21 protein-coding genes are annotated in these 25,832 nt (G+C 57.0%); 2 read left to right on the top strand and 19 right to left on the bottom strand.

The window, feature by feature from the left end; translation table 11 throughout:
* Nucleotides 1-664 precede the first annotated feature (664 nt).
* Nucleotides 665-1,348, top strand: a complete 684-nt coding sequence (locus tag XF30_RS17790) for a class I SAM-dependent methyltransferase (protein ID WP_057029397.1) — start codon at nucleotides 665-667, stop codon at nucleotides 1,346-1,348.
* Between the two features lie 4 nt (nucleotides 1,349-1,352).
* On the opposite strand, the gene XF30_RS17785 is transcribed toward XF30_RS17790, so the two are convergent.
* The 5 genes from XF30_RS17785 to XF30_RS17765 form a co-directional block, all read right to left on the bottom strand.
* Nucleotides 1,353-2,078, bottom strand: a complete 726-nt coding sequence (locus tag XF30_RS17785; RefSeq protein ID WP_036029184.1) for a polysaccharide deacetylase family protein — start codon at nucleotides 2,076-2,078, stop codon at nucleotides 1,353-1,355.
* Complete coding sequence (locus XF30_RS17780) at nucleotides 2,075-3,136, bottom strand: glycosyltransferase family 4 protein (protein WP_225151542.1); 1,062 nt, start codon at nucleotides 3,134-3,136, stop codon at nucleotides 2,075-2,077. Before XF30_RS17780 ends, XF30_RS17785 begins: the two co-directional genes overlap by 4 nt.
* A 153-nt stretch (nucleotides 3,137-3,289) precedes the next feature.
* Nucleotides 3,290-4,273 (bottom strand): glycosyltransferase family 2 protein, encoded by a 984-nt coding sequence (locus tag XF30_RS17775; RefSeq protein ID WP_050996074.1) that lies wholly within the window; start codon nucleotides 4,271-4,273, stop codon nucleotides 3,290-3,292.
* 72 nt (nucleotides 4,274-4,345) lie between these two features.
* Entirely contained in the window at nucleotides 4,346-5,620 is a 1,275-nt protein-coding gene (locus tag XF30_RS17770) for an O-antigen ligase family protein (RefSeq protein WP_146207715.1), read from the bottom strand.
* A 225-nt stretch (nucleotides 5,621-5,845) separates the two neighbouring features.
* Nucleotides 5,846-6,859 carry a glycosyltransferase family 2 protein gene (locus XF30_RS17765; protein WP_109143419.1) on the bottom strand — a complete coding sequence of 338 codons (1,014 nt, stop codon included), beginning with the start codon at nucleotides 6,857-6,859 and terminating at the stop codon, nucleotides 5,846-5,848.
* A 794-nt stretch (nucleotides 6,860-7,653) separates the two neighbouring features.
* Here XF30_RS17765 and XF30_RS39830 point away from each other — a divergent pair.
* Nucleotides 7,654-8,568, top strand: coding sequence for a class I SAM-dependent methyltransferase (locus XF30_RS39830; RefSeq protein WP_081493009.1), 915 nt, complete (start codon nucleotides 7,654-7,656; stop codon nucleotides 8,566-8,568).
* Between the two features lie 165 nt (nucleotides 8,569-8,733).
* Here the strand turns inward: XF30_RS39830 and XF30_RS17750 are convergent, their stop codons facing one another.
* The 14 genes from XF30_RS17750 to XF30_RS17685 form a co-directional block, all read right to left on the bottom strand.
* Nucleotides 8,734-10,029, bottom strand: a complete 1,296-nt coding sequence (locus tag XF30_RS17750) for a glycosyltransferase (protein WP_146207714.1) — start codon at nucleotides 10,027-10,029, stop codon at nucleotides 8,734-8,736.
* A 48-nt stretch (nucleotides 10,030-10,077) separates the two neighbouring features.
* A complete protein-coding gene (locus XF30_RS17745) occupies nucleotides 10,078-11,235 on the bottom strand; it encodes a glycosyltransferase family 2 protein (RefSeq protein WP_109143417.1) in 1,158 nt (385 codons plus the stop codon).
* Between the two features lie 116 nt (nucleotides 11,236-11,351).
* On the bottom strand, nucleotides 11,352-12,500 hold the full coding sequence (locus XF30_RS17740; protein ID WP_057029417.1) for a DegT/DnrJ/EryC1/StrS family aminotransferase: 1,149 nt from the start codon (nucleotides 12,498-12,500) through the stop codon (nucleotides 11,352-11,354).
* A gap of 505 nt (nucleotides 12,501-13,005) precedes the next feature.
* Nucleotides 13,006-13,521 carry a UDP-N-acetylglucosamine--LPS N-acetylglucosamine transferase gene (locus XF30_RS17735; RefSeq protein ID WP_225114279.1) on the bottom strand — a complete coding sequence of 172 codons (516 nt, stop codon included), beginning with the start codon at nucleotides 13,519-13,521 and terminating at the stop codon, nucleotides 13,006-13,008.
* A 168-nt stretch (nucleotides 13,522-13,689) separates the two neighbouring features.
* Nucleotides 13,690-14,547 carry a glycosyltransferase gene (locus XF30_RS17730; RefSeq protein WP_057029404.1) on the bottom strand — a complete coding sequence of 286 codons (858 nt, stop codon included), beginning with the start codon at nucleotides 14,545-14,547 and terminating at the stop codon, nucleotides 13,690-13,692.
* Nucleotides 14,548-14,849: 302 nt separating this feature from the next.
* On the bottom strand, nucleotides 14,850-15,842 hold the full coding sequence (locus XF30_RS17725) for an NAD-dependent epimerase/dehydratase family protein (RefSeq protein WP_204524543.1): 993 nt from the start codon (nucleotides 15,840-15,842) through the stop codon (nucleotides 14,850-14,852).
* A gap of 5 nt (nucleotides 15,843-15,847) precedes the next feature.
* Nucleotides 15,848-17,023, bottom strand: coding sequence for a DegT/DnrJ/EryC1/StrS family aminotransferase (locus XF30_RS17720; RefSeq protein WP_036029178.1), 1,176 nt, complete (start codon nucleotides 17,021-17,023; stop codon nucleotides 15,848-15,850).
* 91 nt (nucleotides 17,024-17,114) lie between these two features.
* On the bottom strand, nucleotides 17,115-17,642 hold the full coding sequence (locus XF30_RS17715; RefSeq protein WP_036029176.1) for an acyltransferase: 528 nt from the start codon (nucleotides 17,640-17,642) through the stop codon (nucleotides 17,115-17,117).
* A 14-nt stretch (nucleotides 17,643-17,656) separates the two neighbouring features.
* A complete protein-coding gene (locus XF30_RS17710) occupies nucleotides 17,657-19,129 on the bottom strand; it encodes a lipopolysaccharide biosynthesis protein (protein ID WP_109143416.1) in 1,473 nt (490 codons plus the stop codon).
* 48 nt (nucleotides 19,130-19,177) lie between these two features.
* On the bottom strand, nucleotides 19,178-20,242 hold the full coding sequence (locus XF30_RS17705) for a Gfo/Idh/MocA family protein (protein ID WP_036029172.1): 1,065 nt from the start codon (nucleotides 20,240-20,242) through the stop codon (nucleotides 19,178-19,180).
* A 281-nt stretch (nucleotides 20,243-20,523) separates the two neighbouring features.
* Complete coding sequence (locus XF30_RS17700) at nucleotides 20,524-21,036, bottom strand: glycosyltransferase (protein WP_036029170.1); 513 nt, start codon at nucleotides 21,034-21,036, stop codon at nucleotides 20,524-20,526.
* 849 nt (nucleotides 21,037-21,885) lie between these two features.
* On the bottom strand, nucleotides 21,886-23,313 hold the full coding sequence (locus XF30_RS17695; protein ID WP_192893180.1) for an HlyD family type I secretion periplasmic adaptor subunit: 1,428 nt from the start codon (nucleotides 23,311-23,313) through the stop codon (nucleotides 21,886-21,888).
* The gene (locus XF30_RS17690) at nucleotides 23,310-25,529 is read right to left on the bottom strand and encodes a peptidase domain-containing ABC transporter (protein ID WP_244608968.1); all 2,220 of its coding nucleotides are present in this window, start codon (nucleotides 25,527-25,529) and stop codon (nucleotides 23,310-23,312) included. Before XF30_RS17690 ends, XF30_RS17695 begins: the two co-directional genes overlap by 4 nt.
* Nucleotides 25,507-25,827 carry a hypothetical protein gene (locus XF30_RS17685; protein WP_057029412.1) on the bottom strand — a complete coding sequence of 107 codons (321 nt, stop codon included), beginning with the start codon at nucleotides 25,825-25,827 and terminating at the stop codon, nucleotides 25,507-25,509. Before XF30_RS17685 ends, XF30_RS17690 begins: the two co-directional genes overlap by 23 nt.
* Nucleotides 25,828-25,832: the final 5 nt, after the last annotated feature.

Genomic DNA, 25,832 nt, shown 5'->3' with positions numbered 1-25,832 from the left:
ATCCGTCGACCAACCCGGTAACCGAGCGCTCCGGGTTTAACGCTTAGGCGCAACCGCCCTGGCAATGCATGCAATGAAAGGGAAATTATCGCTTCCGCAAAACCATTACTCATGGCTTTGATTTTCTGTCACAAATTGCAAAAACGAATAATGATAGGCGCAGTTAAATACATCCGTCAACTGTTAATAGGCATTTAATTTCTGCATTGCACAAGCCAACCCATTTCTCCGAATATTCGGAGTGTGTAGCTCCTGCCAAAAGCACTACCTTCTCGCGGACAATACTCCCGGCCGGCTTTCAGCTAGAAACAATGCTTTAGACCCGATCCGCGGCAACGGAAGACCCGATGTGGCAGCGTCCAGCCACTACCTGATGATGCCCGCGCGTTGGCAGCGGGGCGAGTTATTGGGACGTGCTGTGATTCTGCGGGGCGTGGTACTCTCGATCCGATCACGGAACGATAGGAGCGCAAGACATTTGCGGGAATCGTTCCTTGGCGGCTCACGGACAAAGGTCCGAGATGCGCAGGCGAATTGACCGGGCGAAGCTCACCTCACAGGTACTATGAAATCTGCAGTTCTCGCCCGCCGTACACTCTTGATCTGTCGATAACTTCACCTGTATTAAACTATCTGACGTCGAATACGCGTTGGCAGGTTGGGAATGCTTGCAGCACTTCACTACCACGCATGGCGCCGGGTGCGCGCCGCGTACTATGCCTTCGGATTGGCCCGGCTGCCTTTTGGCGACGCGCTGGGGCGTGCCGTTAGCGAGTGGGAGACTGCGCAGGGGTTCGGTGACAGCCCAAAAGCGAAATCCACTTGGGACGCCGAGTACAGCGATGGCCTCTGGACCTACATGCAGCGCGAAGTAGCTCGCTACTGGACACTCATTGGTTTCATGGACGCTTTTAGACGTGGCGGCGAGTACCTCGAGATCGGCTGCGGAGACGGCATGCTATTCGAGCGCTTCAAGCAGCTTGGATATGAACGCTATGTCGGAGTGGACATCTCTGACGTGGCAATCGAGAAGCTCCGTCTGTACAACGACGATCGCACTGACTTTTCTCAGGCTGACGGCGACGTGTACGAGCCCGACGGCCGTTTCGATGTCATCGTCTTCAACGAGTCTCTTTTCTATTTGCGCGACCCCGTTCGGTCGCTCGAGCGTTACGCGCAATCACTCAAACCGGGAGGCTGCATCATCGTCTCGAACTACACCGCATCGCGGCGATCACTGGCAGTGTTGCGGGAGGCAAAACGAGCATTCGAGGTGATCGACGAGGCCAAGACGACTCAACGGGCGATGTCCTGGCTTTGCACAGCACTGAAACCGCCCAAATACTAAAGCGTTAGTGATACCGCAAGCGCATGAGTTGGCGATAGAGCCCGAGCTTTGTGCTGATTTTCCAGGAAACGCCGCGCATCGCATCCGGATCGCGCAAGTGGCGGCGCATGTACTCAGCATCCATGTTGTTCGTCATACAAAGGCGGGAGTACAAAAAAGATTCGAAGCCGCGATGATATCCAAGCTGGATTGTAAAGAGGTGTGTGTAGCCAGCCCTCAGCGCCGCCTCCCAGACCCGTCGGGAAAACCGTCCATATGGGAAAGCGAAGAGAGCTACCTGTCGACCGAGGCGATCCTCGAGCATCGACTTGGACACACCGAGCTCGCGCTCGAGCTCTGCGTCCGAGACGGTCGTCAAATCGACGTGGGCCATGCCATGTGAACCGATCGCAACACCCCCCTTGGCAAGCTCCTCGATCATGTCCCAACTCATACGTCCCGGCGAGCCTACAAAGTCTACCGGGATAAAGGACATGAAACCCGGAATACGACCGGTCGTCATGTAACGAGCGTAGACATGCGTATAGTCCGAAATAAATCCATCGTCGAAAGTCAACAGGACCGCGCCGGTGCCGTGGGATGTCGGATCGCAGCAATGCTCCAGAAAATTCTGGGGCGAGACCAGCGCTTCCCCGCAAAGTGCGAGATGCACTTCGAACGCCTCATGAGTCAGGCACCACGCGTTCGAAGGCGAGGCTTCCACCAGCTCATGATAATTCAAGACGATCATAGAGTTTCTATCAGATCTGAAACCCGCCGGGCCCAAGCCTGCCAGTTCAATCGGGCCTCGAAGGCGTCGCGGCTCGATTGTCTCAGGCGTGCCAGCCGATCCTGGTTAGCAAAGGTCTCGAAGATGACCGCCGCATAGTCCGCCTTCGTCGCGTTCGGTGGCAACAACAAGCCCGTCTCCCCGTTGCGGACGACGCAGGGGACGCCGCCAGTGGCCGGCGCAATGCTCGGTACTCCATGGGCCGCGGCTTCACAGAACACGATTCCATAGCAATCCGCCCGGGTCGGCAGCAGAAATAGATCCGCGTCCCGATAGAGTTGATCCAATCGGTTGCGCTGTTCGCGATCACACTTGTCGAGATAAGGGATGATCGTCAGGCCATCCTGAGCAACTGACTTCGACGGAGTACATCCGCAGATCACGAGCTCCGCCTCCATGCCCCTCTTCCTCAGTTCAGCGAGGACGCCGACCGCGATGTCAGCGCCCTTCTCCTCCCAGTTGGCGCCGATGAAGAGCAGACGGCAGGGACCCGGCTTGCGGCAACCTAGCACGGAGGCACGATCCGGCGCTTCTTCAAGGTTGGCGCCCCAAGGAATGACATGCACCCGGCTACGGTCGGCACCGTAGTCCCTGATGGCAGATTCGGCTGCCCATTCCGAAGGGTAGAGGATCAGATCCGCGCGCGCGATCGTGTCCCGCTCCACGCGTTCAGCGACGTCCCGAGCACCTCGCGATAAGTTTCGATAGTTAGGATGGTAGTTCTCAATGAGCCGAAAGGTCGCGTCGGACGCATAGACGAGCGGAACGCCGTTAGGCACACTCCATGCAAAGGTAGAGCCGGCCGGCGCGAAGACGATATCGGGCGACACCGCTCGGATTTTACGCGCTGAGTCCGCTGCATACTGTGCAACGACCGCCCCCGCATGCAACGGGGAACGGCCGCGCCTGCGAAAGGCACGGCAAAGCCTGGAATACGTCTTGTATAGGGGCAGTATCGGTGCGCTCAACGGACCGATATGGACCAACTCGTGACCTTCACCTGCGAGCGATCTCGACATGTGAAACGGGGTACCGGACCAGAACCTGACCTGGCGCCCATCCCCGATCGTGGCGAATGCAATCCGCCGTGCCGCCGGCCTGTCGGAGATGTGGTTTTGAGTCATTCTATTCACGCACACAGGGACCATCGACCACTTCGCCGGAAAGATCTCTCATGGAGCGAGCGAGCGATCGCTGGATAGAAGTAGCTTTTTCAAACCCGCAGTAAGCGACAGAGGCATAAGAGCCACGCCGGCTCTCATAACGAGAGGTACGTGTCCCGTTTCGGCAAATCCGCGAGCGTAGGTTGAGATCGATTTCATTCGCCTTCCCGAGTGCAGATAGATCCATCCCAGATCCTTGCAATGCCGAGCGATTGCACGATTTGCCGCTTCGAGTGCTTCGCGATCTCGCCGAAGCCCCTTCTTCTCGCTCACTGCCAGCTGCAGCAAGGACGACTTATCCTCCTCCTGGAGTTTCGATAGGGTTGAATCCTCGAGCACCCGCATAACCGCGAGCTTGCGATCGACGTATCCAAATCCATGATGCTTCGAGATTCTCAGGTACAGTTCCCAGTCCTCGCCCGAACACCATGATTCATTATAACCTCTAAACTCATCCAGAACAGTGCGCCGAATCAATACCGCAGTCGGCTTGATAGGCACTTCTTCCAGCAAACACAGATACATCTCACGGCTGCTGAAGAGAAAGACATCGAAATCAGAGCGCGCGCGCGATGCGAGCAGTTTCGGAAATGCACGCATGCTTGAGACAATTGACGACGTGGATCTGCCGCGATCGACCTCAACGTCACAGAACACCGCGCCAATCTGACGATGACGACGCAAAACATCGACGAGACTGCTGAGCATCTCCGGCTTCCACAGATCATCCGAATCCAGATGAGCAATGATATCGCCGTTGGCGGCCTTTATACCCGTGTTGCCTGCCGCACTCACCCCGCGATTGCGATCATGCCTAATGTAACGCACTTTGTCGCTTCGAAACTTTTTCACCGCTGCGGCCGTGCCGTCTGTGGATCCATCATCAACGACGATTATCTCAAGATTCCCATACGTCTGATTCAAGGCACTCTCGATCGCTTCCCCGATGATGTACGCACGATTGTAAGTTCGTATGATAATGGAAACCTTCATGCTTTAGTCCTGCGCAGCGAGAAATCCTGATCGGCATCCCTGCCAGCGTAATGACCTCGCGGTCCACCGTCTTCAAATGTCTCCGGTAATCGGGTCGCATCTCATTCGCGCCGCTGGTGCGGCTCTATCGCGCAATATGGCGGTCTCCGCGAGGTTCGCTCGCATCCCGGTAAACACAGCGATGAGGATCCAACAAATGCCCCAAAAGTGCACAATGAACCCTAGAAAAGCGATCGTCGCTATTACAATTCCGAGCGCCACTGACAGCCGTCTCTCTTCGGGAGTAAGGTGAGGCGATTTGTCGATCGAGCCAAGCCAGCATGCGCTGGCAATTGTCAAAAGGACCAACGCGCTTCCCGGAATTCCATACGACATTGCGGTGGCAAGCCAAAAGGCATCTACGCTCGAACTCACGAGCGCGCCATGCGACTGCCAATTCCAGTCGCCGTTCAAACCAATTCCGAAGATCGGCGAACCGAGGACCACAGGTCCTCCCGTGTCCCAAATCGCTTGGCGAGCCCATGCCGCCTCCGGGCTTACTCCGCTGAGGCGCACAAGGGTTGCGACCGGGCTGCCAGAGAAAGTGAAAACAACAAGGAGTAGCGCGGTCACACACAACCCGACCAACTTCCATCGGGCAGCGAAGCGAGGGCTTGCGGCATAGAAACTCGCCAGCGCAAATCCGATCAAATAGGCTAACAATGGACTGCGCGCCTGCGAAAACCACACACCGATGAGGGCGATGCCCGCCACACCCCAGCCGAGTACCTGGTGCCTAAACGTAGTGAAGGCCACGACACCAAACCAAACGCAAACAGCACCGAACAATATCGAATGCTCGAGCGGCCCCATGGCGCGAACGACACCGTCCCGATAGAACGTGTCAGCCCTGATTGCTAATGGTCCATCGTAACTGAGCTTCGCATAGCCGGTAATACCTTTGATGAACTCATAGGTGAACAGTTTATCACTCAGCGGGTCAAGGAGCGCTATGCCGACGATCACAATCATCAGCTTGCAGGAGAACCGTGCTATTCGAACGGAACTATCGACCGGCCCGAGAAGAAACCGGAACGTCAGGTATGCGCCCACAAATTCGAGTGCCTCGATTCCAGCCCCTTTAAAACCCGCCGGACCATCAGTGACTGTGGCAGCCAACATCATCCAAACGCCCGTAAGCGGGGCCAAGATATCCGATGGGACGCAGACGACGGTTCGCGTGCCTAGACGCTGTCCAAGCTGCTGTAGCGCGGCGATGAAGGAACAGAAAATTAGAACTCGAGCAACCGAGAGGCGAAAATCGCCGACGAAGAAAGACAGCCCTTCGGGCAAGACAATCGCGACCAACAATAGCTTCAGATACAGTTCCGTCCCCCAACGCGGCGCCCCCGCCGCGCGACCAACTGGACTCCGCTGCCGACCATACAGATACGTAAGCTGAGAACCCGATTCCAATTCTAAGCTTTTGCGGGTCAACGCGAGTACCTCAAATATCTGAGAAGTTCTGCAAACAAGCAGCGCGCTCGAAGCCGAGGCGCCCCACAAAGCGACGGTTCCTCCCTACGAGGCGCTTCATTTCGTCGTCTCCAGGGGAGTCGCCAGGAAGTCACGACGCAGGCGGCTCGCTACGCTGGGTGAAATCAAGGCGTAAACCAGCGCTTTGTAGTAGTGCGGATCCGCTGGGTGCAAACACGCACATTGCCAACCCGTCTTTAATGCCGACAACCGACGGTTCGACCTACGCCAATCCAGCACGCTCTTGATGAAATGGGCGGCGATGTTGTTGTCCAATAAACTGTTGTTAGATCGTCTGTAGCCGCACATCGCATCCGCGCAACCCTGCTCAAACCGCAAACCGCGCCGCTCGCATGCTCGCCTGAAGACATCGACCTCAAACTGCTTCCGCCAGGTTGGCGCCCGTCGGCTGAGGGAATTGGGAAGAATGCGGTAGGCATAAAGGCACTCCCCCAATACGATCATCGGATGCACCTCCCCGACTCTCCATATGTAATCGCAGGTCTCGGCAACCATTAATGATGGCTCGAACCGTATATCGCCAACCAATGACATTCGAAACATTCCCGTGGGATCGAGAGCCGGCATTTGAAAGGCCCTGATCTCGGACTGGCAGTCGCTCTCGCTTTTCGGCGAAAACACGGGTGCCATGAATCTCTCGTTGATGATGAGCTCGTTGCCGCAGAATACGGCAGCCAAATGCGGGCTGTTCAGCAGCGCACGAACCTGCTTTTCGATTCTAGTTGGATAGCTGATGTCATCCGCGTCTTGAATTGCGTAGAACTCGCCGCGGATCTCATCGAGCGCTCGATTGATAGCAACAGGCTTGCCTGAGTTCGCTTGATGGATCACGCGAACACGCTCGTCTATCAGCAAATCCTGAACTGAGCTGAAGCAACCGTCCGAACTGCCATCGTCGACAATAAGAATATCCAGATTCCTATATGTCTGATTAATTATGCTCAACAGCGACGGTCGAAAATATTCACCAGCGTTGTACACGCACATCACGACCGTGACCAAGGGGTCTTCAGCCCTTCCTCCAGCCTTGGGCGGATGTGCCTTGGACATCACGAAATGCTCCTGCTCAGTCGAGCCTGACACGCCGGCGCCATCTGCACGACCTCCCGGTTCGCTCGCCAGACTTTTTGCAATTCTTCAGCGCGCAAACCAAGAATGGCTTTCTCGGGCCCGCCGGAGACGCAGTCCGCAAGCACATGAAATTCCACCTACTCACCGCTTTGTCTGCACTCAAGAATAAAACTCCGTGTCGCCTCAGGACGCATGGCATCCCGCCTGTCAGACCCGGAGCCCCTCGGAAGGCTCCTCCGCGCCTCAACATAATTAAATCTGATTTAATTTTCAATCGCCATTTATTTAAATATATGGGAGCGTTTTGGTTATATTATAACATCGAGCTTCGACTGAAATACCGGCCTCGCGCCCCGACTATGCTCAACGTTTACGGGGTGCGCCCGGCAAAGCCCACGCCGGCGCAGCCTAATCCCGGGCGACGCGGGCTTCGGTTGAACTTTAAGAGGAAGCTCTCGGAATTAAACATACGATCTTTGCCTATTTAATTTGGACAGCCGGCAGTTTGTTTATTATATTCATTGCAGATACAAGAAGCTTCGACCCCCGGGCGCCAACGGAGTTCCGCTTGATTGCCCGCGGGCCGCAACCCGGCGAGAACGACAGGCGGGGCATGCAAAGTGACGGCCCGATCAAGAAGGTTGGACAGAGCGATCAGGCCGAAGGCGTCGGCAAGCTCGTCAGTTTCGCATCATAGTGAGGACACTGCACCTCTACGGCCTCACCGATCGCTGAGCCGGCAGTCGATCCGCCGTTGTGGCTAGGTACTCGATATGATTTGTAAAACTTGCTTGTCAGACAGCGAACATCGCCACCACGTCTTTATTGAGATGATGTTTGGCACAAAAGAGCGGTTTGAGTACCAGGAATGTAGTGATTGTGGGACGATCCAGCGCTTATCGGACGTAGCCGATGAGAGCCGCCTTTACCCCGATGGGTATTACTCATTCTCCAGACCGTCGCGAAATTCGCGTGTTACTGCCGTCAGGGACGCGCACGCACTTGGCACCAAAAGCATATTGGGAGCCGTGGCGTCCTTTGTGAGGTACGACCCCATCGTAGCGGTCATCGGATGCTTTGGAATTAATCCCTGTTCTCGGGTGCTTGACGTAGGCTGCGGGTCCGGGAAACTTCTTTACAGAATGTCTGCGGCAGGGTTCAAGAATCTTACAGGAGTCGATCCCTACATTGTCGAACCAACAGCAGGTGCCGTGACGATTCGAAAATCGGATCTTCAGAGTATGTCCGGCGAGTTCGACTTCATCATGTTCAATCATTCGTTAGAACACATGCCTGAGCCGGACCAAAGTCTTAGCAATGCAAGAAGGCTACTTGCGCCCGGTGGCCGCATTCTGGTTCGCATCCCAACTTCATCCTCGCATGCGTGGAGAGAGTACGGCCCGAACTGGGTGCAACTGGATGCGCCGCGCCACGTTGTGATACCCTCTCGCAAGGGAATGAGTGCATTGGCGGAGCGCTGTGGTTTGCGTGTTAGGCAATCAATCGACGACTCGACTGCATTTCAGTTCTGGGGAAGCGAAATGTACAGGAGCTCCAAGCCGCTCGCATCATCCAGACCAGATGATGTGTTCAGCCGGCGGGAAATGAGAGAGTTTGCCAAGAGGGCGGCAACGCTGAATATTGAACAGCAGGGCGACCAGGTAGCTTTCCTGCTGAACGCTGCCTAGGGCTGGATCACCGTAAGTCCAAGCCGAGGCTCACGCTTGAAGTGCAAGGGCATGAGAGCGATTGACTAAGAGATCGGCCAAGCCTGCGACATGCGGCGCGGACTGCAGGGGTCCTCCCGGTCCCGCACCTGGGCAGTGGCGCTCTGGACGGATGAGAATTCGTAGCTAGTTGAAAGCTTCATCGGAAGGTTGCCCTGCGGGGGTGTGAGACCTCGGCGAGGACATTTTGGCCTTCCTTGAATCGATATATGCAACCACCTTGCTCATTGACGCAGAAAGAGCGCTGTTTGAATATCTTTCTAGAACCATGGTTTCAGCGCTTGCCACAAGCGCGTCATAGACCGATTCGTTGCTTAAGGCCCTATACGCCTCGCAGAAGCTACGATCATCATTGAACTCCAAAAAATGAACGCCAGAGACGATATCCAGCCCTTCTACACCTTTCCTTGTAGAGATAATGGGCCTCTCCAAGAGTGCCGCCTCCAAAACCTTTAACCGCGTCCCGCTACCCTCGAGCAATGGCACAACAACCGCTCTACAGTCCTTGTAGTACTCGACGACATCAGGGACATCGGGATGCAACTCGACTCCCTTTGAGCGAGCGCAAGCTTCGGTCACCTCTGGCAATGGGTCACGTCCAACAACCAAAAGAACGGCATCGGGGTACACATTCCTGTAGAGCGGATACACGTTCTCCAAAAACCAGAGCAAGCCGCTGACATTAGGCTGATAGTGAAGCGCACCAATAAACAGCAAAATGTGTCGGCCGGCGAACCCGCTCCCCATGGGGAGTTTTCCTGGACCTCTCATCCCCAACGTGTTTGGCACAACGAAGATACTTTCAGAGGCCTTTTCACCCCACAGATCCAATTTATCCTTCTCGGAACATACCAAGCAGGCGCCAAAGGCGGTCACACAACGAGTTTGATAGTAAGTCAGGAGCACCTTGTTGATGGCACGGAACAGTTTCCTCAAGGCATTATTCGTCGGGGTAAACAGCGTATCATAGAGTGAAAGAGTCAGGACGTCATCAATATCAACGATGACCTTCATTTTCGCCGTCTGTGACAATCCAAAAAGCCCGGCGGTATTCCGGAGGTATCGCACCAGCACAAAATCGTAGCCGCCAAACTCTATTAGCGCGACCAACTTCTCCATCGAGGCTTTGCTATACTCTCTAACGGGATACGGAAAGCCACGGACCGACATTCCGAACCGTCCCCGCAAGGTTCTAGGGTACTCCAGCTTCTGTAAACAATACTTCCCGGAGAATACGTCCTCCTTTTCGAGATGTCCCCCCGCTCCTGCCATCTGTCGCAGGCCGGAGGGCAAATCCGAGAGATACGCAATATCGACGGGCCCAAGGCCGGCAAAGTATCGTGCGAGATTCATGGTTCTGATGTCAGCGCCAAACTTCTCAGGCAGAGGAAACCTGTCGCTGATCACTAGGGTCTTCTTCATCGAACTTACAGCAAAAGAGTCGGTTAAACTCGGAAACTGATCCTTCAATCAGCCTCGCACCAAATGCTCTCGAGCGGTTCGCAGCAACTCGCGAACCTGCCGGCCTGGACCACCGAATGAAAGAACAATCAATTTCAAGAACACCGGCAGCATGAAAGGCTTCAGCTTCAATCCCTTCAAATAGTATGATCTCGCTGATACAGAATCGCCCTCTGAATAATAGATCTCAGCCAGCGCCACCATAATGCGTGAACGGATCCACGCCTTCTCCTGCTCAGTATAAGGGCTGCGATCGAGTGTCGCTTCCACCTGCTGAAGATCTATAGTGGACCAGGATGTCTGCCCCATCCACGAATAGGGTTTTGAGGCACAATGTTTGGCATAGAAGTTGGCGAGCGCACCCAAGCAAGCCTTATATACTGTCAGGGCGCCTTTCTCCTTGGCAGCCTGCGATATCATCGTGATGACGGCCAACTCGGAGTGCCAGCAGATATCGATCTTCTCTTGAGTGATGGCGTTTGTCATACTGAGTTCATGTTCACGGTAACACACCATCGGCTCTGCAAAGTATGCGACGTGATAGTTCAAGGAGAACAATAGCCACATGTACCAATCGCCGCCCCATATGAAATCGACCGGAATTCCGGCCCATACCACGTCGACCGGATAGAGGCTCAGTTTCTCGTAACAGTCACGTCGAACAAGCACCGACGCAGCCAGAATCGCATTTCCTTTTACTTTCAATGAGTGCTTGATGATCTCCTCTCCCCTGACGATCGTATCGACGTCTCCATAGGTCGAGTAATCTATCACTGCACCTTCTTTTCCACGTCTCAGGCTAACCCCGGGGCAGAACGCGAGGCCGACCTCCGGATGATTTTCCAGGGTTTCGACGTATCTTTGCAGTATGTACGGTCGGCGCAAGCGATCATCAGCCGATATAAGCCAAACGTACTTCCCTCGACTTAAGAGTATTCCCTTGTTGTAATTCCGGAGCGCTCCCAGGTTCTGCTCGTTCCTGACATAGGTAACGCGACTGTCTGTGAATGTTCTGGCAACTTCTTCCGTGTTGTCCGGAGAGCAATCATCCATGATGAGGATTTCGAAATCCTCAAAGGTCTGCGAGAGGATGCTGTCGACACATTCTGGCAAGAAAGCAGCCAGTCGGTAGCAAGGGACGACAAAGCTAACAAGCGGCTTTTGCATTTGGAATAACTCGCCTATTGTGGATCCGCACTTTGATGAGCCTAAGCCGGTAACTTGCTCGATGACGCGCCATGAAGAACGCACAGAGCGTCTTGGGCCTTGAGGAACGCGGCCTATTACAATGCAGAGGCTTGGAGCTCCCTTCGCAACGCGCAGGCGACCCGCTCCTGGTCTTCCTCGTTCATCTGCGCGTAAATTGGCAACAGAATCGAATTGTCCTGCGCGAACTCGGAGTGCCGCAGATCGTGGCGGTGCTTGTCCTTGGCGTAGGGCGCTTCCCGGTGCGAGCACATAATGCCGCGTCGAGTCGCGATGCCCTGATCTAGCAGGCTTTGCATGATCTTGAGCTGGTCGACGCGGTCCGGCAGCCCAACGCAATAGCTCTGCCAGTTGGACCGCGCCCATTCGGGCTCGATCGGCAGTCTCAGGCCTCCGAAATTGCCGAGCATTTCTCGATAGCGGGCCGCGATCGCGCGGCGTCGAGACACCAGTGCAGGCAGCCGCTCGAGCTGCTCGCGTCCGACCGCAGCCTGTATATCGGTCATGCGGTAGTTGTAGCCGACTACCAGATAGTCCTCGAAGATCACCTGCTGTGAGCCGTGCCGCACGATGTCCGGAACGCTCATGCCATGCTGGCGCAACAGCCTGAACTTATGGTCGAGCTTCGCATCGGAGGTGGTGAGCATCCCACCCTCGCCGGTCGTGATGACCTTGCGGGGATGAAAGGAGAAGCAGGCGATCCGTCCATGCGGCTTGCCGACGCGCTCCCAGCTGCCATCCACTCGGATCTGGCTGCCGGCGGCGCACGCCGCATCCTCGATCAAGATGATGCCCTGGCGATCGGCCAGCGTGGCGAGGGCTGTCAGATCGCAGGGCATACCCATCTGGTGGACGGCGATCACCGCGCGTGTGCGCCGAGTGATCGCTTCGGCAATCCGGTTAGGGTCGATATTGTATGTACCGGGATCGATGTCGACAAAGACCGGAGTCGCGCCGCAATATCGGATGCAATTGGCCGTGGCGATAAACGAGTGGCTGGCCGTGATGACCTCGTCGCCAGGCCCAATCTCCAGGGCGACGAGCGCCAAATGCAGGGCGGTTGTGCAGTTGGAAACGGCGCAGGCATAAGGCGCACCGACCAGGGCCGCAAAATCGCGCTCGAAGGCTGCCACCTGGGGGCCCTGCGAGACCCAGCCGGAGAGCACAGCTGCGCGAGCTGCGTCGGCCTCCTCCTCAGCAACCAACGGTAATGCGATCGGAATCACGGGATTATCGCCCTCCTGCTGGCGAGCCGCCCAGACCAACCCCTGCCCGGACTTGGCGCTACATCGATCTCAGAACTGGCCCGACGATCTTGAGCTTTCAAACCTGACAAGGGCATCAAGGACTATTCCTATTCCTGGAGCGCGATGCGGCGTCGCGATTTATTTGTCATAGATTATTATATTAAGTCAATTAACCCAACGATAATAAATCAATCTAATGTAGATGTCGCCACTATCGGGGGCAGCTGTCAGGCGCCAACCTGCCTTCCTGCAGCCGATGCGCACGACACTACGGTCGCGTAGCCGAACGTCACGCGACACCACCGCGTCAGCGCAGATGGTCGCCCGGAGGCAACTGCGATCCAGTCCCCCTCGAGGAGGCATGACTATCATCCACTTTCAAGCTTGAGGTAATCATGCAAGCAATGCCTTCACGAGAAATCACGATGCGCGAAGACATGGAGCTGCTGGTCCAGCTGTGACGGCATTCCGACCGCCAGGAAACTCATAGCACCGCGCCTGTGTAATGAGGTCCCTCAGGTCGCGCCAGATGGGGCCACTGCGTCAGCCAGAGGTCGGCGCAATGACCAATACGGTCTCCCGACATCGAAAGCTGCTCGATGTTGGCGATGCTGTCGAGCCAGATAGTGCGCGCACCCATCATTTGTCCAAACCGTAGTGCCAAATATCCCGGAGCGGCACCCGTCGAAACGACGATGTCCGGCCTTTCATTCCAAACGATCCAGGCCATTCTGCGCGCCGCCTTCAACAGCGCGATTTTGGTCCACCGGTTAGCATCATTGACAAGGTAGAATTTGTGGTCGGGCACCTGGGCTTGATAGGAGTCGTGGACGGTGACGAACGTGACTTCGCAATGCTCGAAGGCGGGTTTGATCCGCAACAGCTGCACCCAATGGCCCCCACCCGAAGAGACCGCCAGCAGTTTCGGCCGAGTGCCGGGTGACCGCGGCGTGTTGTTCTTGAGCAACGTCTTGCGGTGAAAAACCGGGCTGAGAAGCATGGGCTGGCCTCCCTAGAACGCTGCAAGCTCGCAAGCTCCCATGTACGGATCGGGTCCTCGGCGCCTGCATTTAATATTTTAATTTAAATTAACATGCCGCCATTTAAAATCAAGCGATTTATATGCGCGGTACGTCCGATTTCCTGTCAGGCCAGCCGAATTAGAATCTTACTTGATTGAATCTGATAGTACCGCACGGGAAGTGTCGTCGCGTTGCCAACGATGAGCTCCAAGTCGGGAACCCAGGGTAGCCTTACAGCGAGCGGCAATGTTGACCCCACAATAAATCAATAGTCCGGCCCATAAGCGAGGTTCCTTGAACAGCGCAATGAGCGCCCGGCCATTCGCCGGTCCTTTGTTGACGCGCAGTTCAGGAAAGCGCCGGGCGAGCTCGAATGTTCCCCTGTAGGCACGAGTTCTGACGGCGATAAGCTGCAGCAGAGTGCGTGGGGCGAATACCGTGGACCTAACGCGGGGCAGTGTCTCCCGCTCTTCTGGTCTGAACTGAAGTCGAACAAAGGTGTCATCAGCGGTGATGTCTGGAAATTGGCCGAACCGCTTGCGTCCCGCCTCAGATAAGGCATACACGCCAGAACCGCCGATACCCTCACGCGAGGATGGCAGCCGTGACCGGATTCCGAAGTATTTACGGACGAGCCAGGAACAGCCTGCCAGATTGATGTCGGCTGTAGGCGCGACCGCCAAAACGCCACCTTCATCGAGGCGGCTTGCCAAAGCCAGAATGGCATCAACGGTAATCAGAATATCGGCATCAACATAAATCCGCGGAAAAACGTCCGCGATTTGATCGCCAAGGTTCAGTGCGTGGGTCTTCCTTGCGATGTTCGATTCCACAACATTGACGGCTGGGCCGAAACGCCGGGCGACGTTCGCAGTGTCGTCTGAGCACCCGTTGCAGACGACGACCACACGGATCTGGTCCGAAGCTGGGTTGCCAACCCATTGCCTCAACGTCCGTGCGATCACAGAACTCTCATTGTGGGCTGGGACGACGATCGAAATCATGAATGGTCCGGTCGAGATCGATCAAATTTGCGTATCTGAGGCTGCCACAGGTTCGATCAGCCTCATGGGGTGGTTCAGCCTCACAGCCGATGGCTTTCCGCGGGCGCCGCACAGGCATCGACCGAGCCGACTACAGGGGCGAACCCGTGCTCACCCCCGTCTGCGGACTCTACCGAACCTAGCCGGATGGCAGGGCCGCGCGTTCCGCCTCGGCCTCGAACGCTCCGACGCCCAAGCAGAGAGAACGGCCAGGCGCGCCGCTTCGGTCTCTTGATCTGCAAGTAGCGACATTGCGATCGGAATCACGATGCCGCCGCCTGCCGCTGATGTTCCGAAGCGAGATCGCGCTCGGATCGCCACCATTTCACGAGATCTGCGAGCCCTTGCTCCAGCGAAACCGTGGTGCGGAAGCCCAGCAAACGCTCTGCCTTACCCGTCGAGGCCAGCCGTCGCGGTACTGGATTGACCGAGCGCTCCGGCGCGAATTCAGGCGTGAGGCCGCGGTGTCCCATCACCGACGCAAGTACCGTAGCCAGCTCGGTCAGGCTTGTTTCAGTGCCGCTCCCGACGTTAAAGACCTCATCGGTAATCTTTGCCCTGGCGGCAAGGATGTTGGCACGCGCGACGTCGCGGACGTGGACGAAATCCATGGTCTGACGGCCGTCGCCAAAGATAACGGGAGGCAATCCGGCTTCCAGCCGCTCCATCCAGCGGATCAAGACCTCGGTGTACCGTCCGTGGATGTCCATCCGGCTGCCATAGACGTTGAAATACCGGAATGCCACATAGTCGAGGCCGCATGCATCGTTGAAAGCCCGCAGTAGCCCTTCGTTAAACGCCTTGGCGGCCCCATATAGGGTTCGGTTATTGTAGGCATTCTGCCGCTCTGTCGTCGGAAACTCCTCGGCCATGCCATATACCGATGCCGAAGAGGCCGCGATGATCTTCTCAATATCGTGCTTGATGCACAGCTCCAGCAGGTCGTAGGTGGCATCCACCATGACCTCCTTAGCCAGGCGCGGTTCGGCCGCACAATGAGTGATGCGGAGCGCGGCCTGGTGAAAGACGATGTCGGCAGCCTTGACCAACGCTTCCATCAGCTTGCGATCGCGAATGTCGCCGTGAACCAGCCTTACGGGCCCACGCCCGAGCGCCCGCCGGAGATTTTCCGGCCGGCCTCTGATCATGTTGTCGAGGGCAACAATCTCGATGCAGCCCTCGTCGCAGAGCAGATCAACGATGTGGGAGCCGATAAATCCCGCCCCGCCGGTGACCAGAACGCGTTTACCCTTGATATCGATCAAGACGCTCTCCTGTTGTGGGACCATGTCATGAAGCTTTGTGGATGCTCCGACCGGGTGCTGATGTCTGCGCTAGGCCGCAGCGCCGCACTCCTCAATATTCCGACAACCTCGGCCGTCCGTTCCGGCGGCAACTCGGGATAGATGGGAAGAGAGAGGAAGTCGTTCGCGAGCATCTCAGTGACGGGGAGATCACCGGCCCGATAGCCGAGTTCTGCATATGCCCTCTGCAGATGCACTGGGACGGGATAGTGAATCCCGGCGCCAATCCCGGCATCACGCAACCGGTTCAGCGCGTCGTCGCGGCGCTCCGATCTGACCGCATAGACGTGATACACGTGGCGGGCGTACTGGGGCGGCTGGGGACGCGCGAATGGAAGACCAGAAAGCAGCGCATTGTATCGCTCAGCCAGCGACCGACGTGCGTCCGTCCAATGCTCAATATAGTCCAGCTTGACATTCAGTACCGCGCTCTGGATTTCGTCCATGCGATAGTTGTATCCGGCAATGACGTGGTCGTACTTCGCCTCCTGCCCCCAATCCCGCAACAGGGACACGCGGCGTGCGAATTCAGGCCGGTCGGTGACGACCGCCCCACCCTCGCCAAACGCTCCGAGGTTCTTGCCCGGATAAAAGCTGAAACATCCCAGATCGCCGATCGAGCCTGCGCGACGTCCGCGATATTCCGCGCCGTGCGCCTGCGCGGCGTCCTCAATGACGACCAGCCCGTGGCGACGCGCTATGGCCATTATCGGATCCATGTCGGCCATCAGCCCGTGGAGGTGAACTGGCAGAATCGCCTTGGTTCGCGGTGTGATCGCAGCTTCGATCAAGCTGGGATCCATCGTCCATGTTACCGGGTCAACGTCGACAAATACCGGCCTGGCGCCGCTGTAGAGAATAGCTGCGGTTGTTGCGACGAACGTCATGGAGACCGTGATGACTTCGTCACCGGATCCGACGCCGGCCGCCAGCAAGGCAAGGTGAAGCGCCGAGGTGCCACTGTTCACCGCGCGACAAGCGGTGGTCCTGCAATAGTTTGCAAAGCGTTCCTCGAAGGCTGTGACCTCGGGTCCGAGCACAAAGTGCCCGCTACTGACGACCCTCGCCACTGCGGCGTCGATTTCCGGCTTGATCTGGCTGTATTGCGCTTTCAGGTCCAGGAAGGGTATCAAGATTCAAAGCCTTGATTTGATCGACATTATATCGGCTATTTAAATCCCACTATTAAATTTAATCAAGCGTTAAATTCAAGCAGAATATATATTACCGGTGATAGTCTTTCTGAAGCGGCTCTGCTGAGCTACGACCGCTTGGCACCCCGTCGTCAGCGGCGGCCAGAATCCGAGCAGGCACGCCGGCCACGACTGCGCCGGGGGGAATGTCCTTTGTCACCACCGCTCCCGCACCTACGGAGGCCCCCTCTCCGATCGTCACGCCGCATAGAATGGTCGCATTCGAGCCGATGGAGGCTCTCCTACCGACGTGAGTGCGCTGAAGTGTCCAGTCCGAAGCCAGCTGAGGACGACCATTTGCGGTTGTCGCCTTCGGATATTTGTCGTTCGTGAACATCACACCGTGGCCGATGAAAACTTCGTCTTCGATCGTGACGCCCTCGCAGACGAAGGTATGCGACGAAATCTTACAACGCGCACCTATCTTTGCCCCCGCCTGAATCTCGACGAAGGCTCCAATCTTGCTCTCATCGCCAACGGTGCAACCATACAGGTTGACCAGCTCGGGATGAAATATCCTGACGTCACGGCCTAGCTTCACATCCTTCGTTATAGGCATGGTTGTCCTCCAGATTATGCCGGACGTGATCGACGCAGCCTCGGCGCACTCCGGAAGAGCCCGTCTGCAACGTGGCGAAGCTGATGCAGCAGCGGATGGCCGGTCATTGTCAATCCGCACCACCAGCCGAGGCCGGCAATGGGGAACGACAGTATCAGGCCGGTCAGGGAAGTAAGCATGCCCGCTTCGATCAATGCGGCGCAAGCCAGTACACCGGGGGCCATAGCGAACGTCACCAGGCCGCTCTTCAGAGAGGCGCGGAAAAACTCCCCTGAACTGAAGGCCAGATGACGTTTGAGGAAATATATCACCACGGCGGTCTGGAACGGCAGTGTTGCGAGGGCCGCGCTTGCGACAGCCTCTACGCCGAAAAACGATGCGCCCAGAACGACCAGAAGCGAAGGTGGTAGCGAGATGAGCGAAGACACCAAGGCGTCGCGTACGCTTCCAACAGCGAGGAACACGGGATAGGTAAGGCAAGCCACGAATAGCGCAAGATTTGCAATGCAGAGAATGCGGACCAAGGGAACTATTTCCAGCCACGTCTGCCCGAGCCAAATCAGAACGATCGGCTGAGCCATGAGCGCGACAAAAATCAAGAACGGCCACTGCACAGCCGAAAGGAGTTCAACTGCCTCGAGATAGACGGCCTTCAGATCCGCCCCTGCCCTGCGTTGTGCGACAATCGCCGGCATAATGACAGGATTTAGAGCCTGCGCGACGAGCCGGTCGAACATTTGTGTCAGATTGGTAGCCCGGGTGTACAGACCGACAGATCCAAAATCCAGGATCTTGGCGAGCAGCAGCTGCGGCGCCAGATTGTAGACGAGATTGATGACGCTGACCGCGCTGGAGTAAAGACCGAAGTTGACTACCTCGCGATGCCCGAGCAGCGATGGACGCAAGACGCCCCAGTCCCGATGATTGGCAAGCAGCATCACGGTGAATACAATGCTCCCCGCCAATCCGCCCCAGATTGGCGCCATGTAGCTGAATCCCGCCATCGCAAGCACGATCGATGCGACGGCCGTCGCCGCTCCGGTTGCCAGGTTGCACACGGCCAGCGTGCCGAATTTCATGTCGCGGCGGAGCAGAGCGGATGTTGTCCCGTGAAACGGGACTAGAACAAAATTCAGCGCCGCCACCTGGATGCCCTTTCTGAGACTGTCCTGGGCAAAGAGCTCCGAGAGCGGGCCCGCAAGCACGAACAGCAGAAGCGCAATTGCTACCGATATTCCGAGCGTGATGGTGAACGCGGAGCGAACGTCCGCCGTGGATAATTCACGCTTCTGAATCAGATAGTTTCCGCCCCCGAACTCAAAAAAGGATGCGCCAATCACCGTCGTGATGGCAGTGACGACTGCATAGACCCCGAATTCTGCCGGCGAAAGCAGACGGGCGAGGATAGCGGTGGCAACGAAGACCAGGATAAGGCTGCCATAGCGGTCGGCCGCTGAAAACAGGATGGAACGTTCTACCGAATTCATCGCGAGACCGTCGCGCTGTTCGCGGATACCGTGTCGCCCGCCAATGCTTCAAACCGTCGCCGTCGCACGTTCCGGACTCCTGTACTCCTGCCGTTTCAGTAGGACCGGCTTGCCGTGTTCGGCGATCGACCGAGATGCAGCCTCCAGGACCTCGATCACCCGCAGTCCGGACATGCCACTCGAGATCGGTGGCGTCCCATTGCGCACACAAGCGATGAAATGCTCGACCTCGACCTGCAGCGCTTCCTTAGGAGCGACGTGGGGCGCCCACATATCTCCAGCCCGATAACCGATCCGGAATTGATGGGCGTGATCGGAGGGGCCGTCCACGGTGATACCCTTGTCATACACCTTGATCTTTTCCGTCGGTTCAAGATCGTCATAGACGATCATCTTCTTACTGCCTCCAATGAACGTCTGCCGGACCTTGATTGGCGAGAGCCAGTTGACGCTGATATGGGCAACGCATGTGCTATCGAAGAACAATGTGATATGGGCCATGCTTTCCGGCGAGCCGGCCACATGGCACGATCCCGTCGCCGAAACTGCAACAGGCCTCTCATCCAAGATATGGTGGATAATCGAAATGTCGTGCACCGCTAAGTCCCAGATCACGTTGACGTCGCTCTGGAACAGGCCAAGGCTGGCCCGCGTGCTGTCGTAGTAATAGACTTCACCGAGCTCCTTCTTAAGCAAGAGCTCGCGGATTTTCCGCACGGCCGGCGTATAGACGAAAGTGTGATCCACGCTCAGTATTAGACCGCGCCGAGCTGCCTCATCGATCAGGCGTCGGGCCAGATCTGAACTTTGTGCCAGCGGCTTTTCAACCAGAACGTGCTTTCCCGCCTTGAGCGCGGATAGCGCCAATTCATAATGTGTATGAACCGGCGTAGCGATGGCCACGGCATCGATGGCCGGGTTCTTGAACAATTCGTCGTAACAGGACGTCGTTATCGCTCCCGGATAAAGACGCTTGCTGGTCGCGAGCTTCTCCGGATCAAGGTCGCTTATACCAACTAGACGTACCGAAGGATGAGCAGCGAAATTGCGGACCAGGTTCGGTCCCCAATAGCCGTATCCGACAACCCCAATGCCAACTGTATCGTTCGACATAACTGCACCAGTGATCAAAACTCGCGTGAGGTTTTCAACTTGCTAGGTTAGTTCGACAGTCCTGGCGATGGCCACACCGCTGACCTCCGCGGCCAAGTGAACACGGACAGACGCGCAGTGTGTCTAGGACATTCCAGCTCACGGTTGCCATGGCGACGTCGAGCAGGGCGGTGCGCTTTTGGCAATCTTCGTTGCTGGCTTAGGCGGAGGTCTCCGTCATCGTTACGGCACGACTGGACAGGAGAAGAGGCTCGGCCGTATTGTATTTTCATATCCACCGCCTAAGCTGAAGCGCTGTTAGGTCCGGACCGAACATGTCCCGTTTCGATGAAACTCCGAATTGCCATGATCAGCTGCGGCGATGCTTCACCACCGAGGCGTTCGCATCGATTGACGATGTCCAACTGATCCAATTTGTCCGTTAATTCCCGTTCTTCGAAAGCGACCTCAATACGGCCTTGCGCGGCGAACTGTTTTGCCGTTGCGATCTGATGATCGTTTCGGTGTTCACCCAGGCTCGCACGGCGTGGCATGACGATAATTCGTTTTCCGAGCTCGAGGGCGGTGATAATGGAGCCCATGCCTGCATGAGCGATCACCACGCTTGCCGCCTCGACGCAACTTTTGAATCGACTTGGGTCAATGAACCGCTCGGTACGGATGTGCTTGAATGGATAGTTTGATGGCCCGATCTGAGCGAAAACATCGCTCCTTGCGCGTGCACCGGCCCATTCGTCGACCGTTCGGATCAGACGGTCGAATTGCACTTGCGTTCCGACTGTTACGAAAATCATAACGCGAGTCCTTCATAGATGCGTTTGACATGCGAACAAGGTGACGTACCGCCACCACACGCGACTTGGCTCCTGACAAATGCGGTCCGGCCATTCGCGGTGGAACTACATACGAGGCGACGCCCACTGCGCATGCGAAGATGTCGAACGCCGGCCAGCCCACAACCGCGCTCGCGAGATCGACGGTGTCGGCCATACCTTGAGTATCGAAGGACCATCGCAAACATCCACGCACGCACCGCAACCCTCTGCAGAAAAATGTATTATTCAATCGAAACAGCATTTAATTATTATTCTATAATACCGTCCGGGCGGTTATTTTCAAGAAGATAAATAAATTAAAATTTTAGATCCGTCCCTATTTTCTCGCGGTATTTGTTCGCGACTTTGAAGCTTTCGGCCCCGCGGTTGACGATATGGAATGAAACAGCGTGCGGCGCTTTTGCCCTCCACCGCCGCGACTTCCTCCGTCAGTTCGATGCAAGTGCCGACACGCGCACCCGACAGCGCGCGCAGCACTCTTCGACAATCGCCTGTGATGCCACCCCGAAGGCATACTTCGGCCCTGAAGTGCAGTCAGCTGAGGGACGTTGGACGAAGTATCTGCTAAGGCCTAGTGCTCTCAGGCGGCAGGTGGACAGACAAGCAACACATTGGGCGTTTGGAGATCACGCCTCCTGCGAGCGATTTTACTGGTCGGGAAACATCCATCCAGACGATGGGTGTGCGCCCGGCGGCCATGTTCGGGCTGCAGCACCAAGCCTCAAAGGGCGTAGTTCGACTCTCGCGAGCGCGCGCCCTCTCCGGATGAGGACTGATCTACCTGAACCGGCATCTACGCTGAATTACCTAGTACTCCCGGATGCTTTCATCCAGTCCGCGTAGCAATGGATAGAGGAAGTAGGAGATCACGGTGCGCTTGCCGACTTTCAGTTCGGCCGTCACCGCCATACCCGGAATCAGTTGAATGCGTTCAGCCGGCAGCCGAAGGTGCGTGTCCGACAAATCGACCAGTACGCGGTAATAGGGAGCTGGCGCGCGGCGCGCACCTTCGGCCTTCGTATCCGGGGAAAACGTATCCTGACTGATGACGCGGACTTCTCCCGTTGCAGTTCCATACTTCTGGAAGGGAAACGCTTCGAACTTGATCCGAACCGACTGTCCGAGCGCCACCTGACCGATATCCCGCCCCTCGACGTTGACCTCCGCCTGAAGCGGCACGTCGCGCGGAACCAGAACAAACAACGTTTCGGCCTCGCGAACCACCGAGCCGACTGTCCGGTTCGCGATATCCAGCACCACGGCATCTGCCGGCGCCTGCTGGATGATCAACTGTCGACGAAGCTCGGCCTTCTTCAATTCCTCTGCCGCGCTATTGCGCTTCGGCAGCGTCTCCACCAGTTCCTGATAGGTGGTGCGACGAAACTCCTCGGCGAACACTTTCTGATCAGCGCGGGCCTTTTCGAGCCGATGGGTACTATCGGCGATACTGCCGCGAACACGCGCCAGATTGCTTTCGACCTCGAGCCGAGCATCGCGAGACAGCAGGAAGTTCAGCCTCGAACCGACCTCCTTATCCATCAGCGTGGTCCGCATCGCTTCAATCGAACGCATCGTGTCGAGCCGTTGAAGGAGAACCGCCTCTTCATTCTGTGCCGTCTTGAGATTGGCTTGCGCGGATGCGATCTGTGCGTCGTAGTTCTGAATCTGCGCCTCGTAGGCGGCTCTCCTCTGCAAGAACAACTTGCCTTGCAGGATCTGATCCGCGTTCGTCAGCTCTTTGACGGCATACTCGATTCCGTTCAATTCAGCGCTCAGACGATCGATCGACGCATCGAATCCAGCCACTCTGCCGCGCAGTTGGTCGAAATCCGCCTGCGAAAACGTCGGATCGAGCGTCGCCAGAACGTCGCCGCGGTTGACGCGATCACCGGCCTTGACGTGGATCTCGCGTATGACCGACGTTTCCAACGGCTGCACGACCAGGTTGGGACGCGTCGTGGTAAGTTTTCCCTGCGCCGTGACGATCATCTCGACCTGCGAAACGGAAGCCCAGATGACCACGAAAGCAATTAGTGCAAGTACGCCGTAAAGGATGAAGCGCGCGAGCCGCGGTGGCGCTTGCTGCTCGAGTTCGGTCGCATCGGACTGGAACTCGGCGATGACTGGCGCTCGCCTCGGTACTGGCCTGAATAGCTTGCGGCGGCGCTCGACCGATCTGGCCGGAACGAGACCGTTCGGATTCACATCCGCGCGTGATGGACCAGTCTCCCTCATGCAATCTGCTTCATCTGTTGATTCCACAAATGCCTGTAGATAGTGCATTTCGACAGGAGGTGGTCGTGGCGATCCATATCGACGATTCGGCCGCGGTCCATCACCAGGATCTGGCTTGCTTCGGTCAGCATCGACAACCGATGCGAGACGACGATAACGGTACGTCCTGCCGCCAAACGGCGGAGATTGCGCCTGATGATCATTTCGCTTTCGGCATCGAGGGCACTCGTCGCTTCATCGAAAATCAAGATCCTTGGATTGACGATCAGAGCTCTCGCAATCGCGAGCCGCTGCTTCTGCCCGCCGGACAGGTTCGATGCATCCTCCTCAAGCATGGTGTCGAAGCCACGCGGCAACCGTTCGATGAACTCGTCGGCGCCTGCGAGCTGAGCTGCAGCGACGACCTCGGCAAAGGTGGCATCACGTTTCACGCAGGCGATATTGTCGCGAATCGTCCCGCGAAACAGGAAATTGTCTTGCAGGACGATCCCAAGGTTTCGGCGCAGATGCGCGAGGTCGAGCTCCCTCGAGTCATATCCGTCGATGCGCAGCAGCCCCTGCTGCACCGGATACATGCCCGAAATCAGCCTGGTGAGAGTCGTCTTGCCTGAGCCGCTCCGTCCCACGATCCCGAAGATCGATCCTGGCTCAACGGTGAAGGAGACATCATCAAGCGCCGGGGATCCCTCGGATCCGTAGCGAAAAGAGACACTTTCGAACTCGATTTTGCCGGCAAGGTCGGGCCGCAGCCCATCTTTCCGACCGTCGCGCTCAGGCTTCTGATTCATCACCTCGCCGAGCATTTTCACGGCAAGAGCCACTTCCTGGTATTCATGCACCATGGTCACGAGCTGGACCAGCGGTCCGGAGACCCTGCCGGCCAGCATATTGAAGGCGACCAACGCGCCGATTGTCATTTCGCCGGCGAAGACATCGAGTGCCCCGACGGAGATGATTCCGAGCGTCATGATCTTCTCGAGAAATCCGGTGAGCGCCTGGGCGCCTGCGGAGATCTTCTCGACACCGAATCGCATGGTCACGGACTGCGCGCAGCGGCTATCCCAAACCCTGCTCTGCGCTGGCTCCATCCCCAGCGACTTCACGGTGCGCATGCCGTGAACTGTTTCGACGAGGAGAGCCTGCCGCGCACCTTCCGCTTGATATAGATCGTACAGTCGTCGTCGAAATGGACCCATGAGCAGGCCGACGACGGCGCCGCTCGCGGCGGTGAAGGCCAGGACCATCAAAGTCAATTTGACGCTATAAAGCGCAAGGACCGGCAGGAAGACGAACAGCGAAAGCGCATCGAGGGTCGTCAGAAACAAGCGCCCGGTCAGAAACTCACGGATCCTCGCCGCCTGCTGCATGTGCTTGACCAGGACTCCGGCGGCCATGTGCTCGAAAAACGTAACCGGTAGCCCGAGGAGATGACCGAACGTCTTCGTAGCGACGCGAATGTCGACCCTGTTGGTCGCATATAGCAACAAGTAGCGCCGCAGAAAGCCGAATATCGCGTCAAAGACGAGCGCTACGGCCGCTCCTACCGCGAGTACGTACAGAGTGGTGAAGCTTTCGTGAACCAAAACCTTGTCGATGACGAGCTGGAAAAATATCGGGATGACGAGGCCCAACGCATAGAGCAGGATGGCGGCAATGGCGACGTCCCTGAACAGCCGCCATTGAAGAAGCAGTTCCGGCACAAACCACCGGAGGCCGAAACTCCCTCGGCCATCCTGTGTCAACTGCTCGCGCTTGATCAGGATCGTGTCACCGGCCCACTGCGCACAGAATCGATCGCGCTCGACAACCAAGACCTCGTGCTTGCGGTCGGCGAGCGGGTCGAAGATGCTGACGACCTCGGTACCATCAGTTCGCCGTCCCGCACCAAGAACGGCGATCCAGTTGCCATTGGCGAGCCTCGCCAGCGCCGGATAGGCCTCTCCAAGATGAATCAGCGCGCCCCAATCCAGCTTCGTGCTCCTCGCGCGCAGGCCTGCATCCTTCGCCATGCGCAGCAGGAGATTCAACGAGAGCGGGCCGGCTACCGCATACGCATGCTTCAAGCGTTCGACCGGCAGATCTATGCCATGGTGACTGGAAACCTTGGACAGGCATTCCAATGCCGTCTGGGTCGACAATCCGGGCGCGGGCGCGTCCGCAACCCGGTCCTTCGCGCCGCCAGCGGCATCGATGTCAGCGGAAGTTCGAAGAGACATTCAGAGACCGTGTGTTGTGCGCCAGCGCATCACGTACTCCCGACGCACCGTTGTGCGATTGAGCTGGCTGGTTCCGCCGGACGACGCCCGCATCGACCAGGCCCTGGAGCGCCTTCTGCATTACGTCGACCGAGTTAGCGAAAGATTCGACCGAAAAGATCAGCCGCTGAGAAAATACGCGCTTCGGAGCGTTGTTGGCGTCACGCTCTGTCGGTGAAAGACTGACCAGATCGACGCGGACGATGGTTCCACTGACGGTAATTTCTTCGATTCCATCGGTATAAAGTTCGGCGTGCATCTTAC

The organism is Bradyrhizobium sp. SUTN9-2 (assembly GCF_003122645.1).
GTDB classification, from domain to species: Bacteria; Pseudomonadota; Alphaproteobacteria; order Rhizobiales; family Xanthobacteraceae; genus Bradyrhizobium; species Bradyrhizobium yuanmingense.
Note: the sequence above shows the minus strand (reverse complement) of the source record. Positions and strands in the feature narration are given on the sequence as shown.

What these genes read in the sequence shown, in the direction of transcription:
- XF30_RS17790 (WP_057029397.1), top strand. Translation starts at nt 665, where the DNA reads ATGCTTGCAGCACTTCACTACCACGCATGGCGCCGGGTGCGCGCCGCG.
- XF30_RS17785 (WP_036029184.1), bottom strand. Translation starts at nt 2,078, where the DNA reads ATGATCGTCTTGAATTATCATGAGCTGGTGGAAGCCTCGCCTTCGAAC.
- XF30_RS17780 (WP_225151542.1), bottom strand. Translation starts at nt 3,136, where the DNA reads ATGTCGAGATCGCTCGCAGGTGAAGGTCACGAGTTGGTCCATATCGGT.
- XF30_RS17775 (WP_050996074.1), bottom strand. Translation starts at nt 4,273, where the DNA reads ATGAAGGTTTCCATTATCATACGAACTTACAATCGTGCGTACATCATC.
- XF30_RS17765 (WP_109143419.1), bottom strand. Translation starts at nt 6,859, where the DNA reads ATGTCCAAGGCACATCCGCCCAAGGCTGGAGGAAGGGCTGAAGACCCC.
- XF30_RS39830 (WP_081493009.1), top strand. Translation starts at nt 7,654, where the DNA reads ATGATTTGTAAAACTTGCTTGTCAGACAGCGAACATCGCCACCACGTC.
- XF30_RS17750 (WP_146207714.1), bottom strand. Translation starts at nt 10,029, where the DNA reads ATGAAGAAGACCCTAGTGATCAGCGACAGGTTTCCTCTGCCTGAGAAG.
- XF30_RS17745 (WP_109143417.1), bottom strand. Translation starts at nt 11,235, where the DNA reads ATGCAAAAGCCGCTTGTTAGCTTTGTCGTCCCTTGCTACCGACTGGCT.
- XF30_RS17735 (WP_225114279.1), bottom strand. Translation starts at nt 13,521, where the DNA reads ATGCTTCTCAGCCCGGTTTTTCACCGCAAGACGTTGCTCAAGAACAAC.
- XF30_RS17730 (WP_057029404.1), bottom strand. Translation starts at nt 14,547, where the DNA reads ATGATTTCGATCGTCGTCCCAGCCCACAATGAGAGTTCTGTGATCGCA.
- XF30_RS17715 (WP_036029176.1), bottom strand. Translation starts at nt 17,642, where the DNA reads ATGCCTATAACGAAGGATGTGAAGCTAGGCCGTGACGTCAGGATATTT.
- XF30_RS17710 (WP_109143416.1), bottom strand. Translation starts at nt 19,129, where the DNA reads ATGAATTCGGTAGAACGTTCCATCCTGTTTTCAGCGGCCGACCGCTAT.
- XF30_RS17705 (WP_036029172.1), bottom strand. Translation starts at nt 20,242, where the DNA reads ATGTCGAACGATACAGTTGGCATTGGGGTTGTCGGATACGGCTATTGG.
- XF30_RS17700 (WP_036029170.1), bottom strand. Translation starts at nt 21,036, where the DNA reads ATGATTTTCGTAACAGTCGGAACGCAAGTGCAATTCGACCGTCTGATC.
- XF30_RS17695 (WP_192893180.1), bottom strand. Translation starts at nt 23,313, where the DNA reads ATGAGGGAGACTGGTCCATCACGCGCGGATGTGAATCCGAACGGTCTC.
- XF30_RS17690 (WP_244608968.1), bottom strand. Translation starts at nt 25,529, where the DNA reads ATGTCTCTTCGAACTTCCGCTGACATCGATGCCGCTGGCGGCGCGAAG.
- XF30_RS17685 (WP_057029412.1), bottom strand. Translation starts at nt 25,827, where the DNA reads ATGCACGCCGAACTTTATACCGATGGAATCGAAGAAATTACCGTCAGT.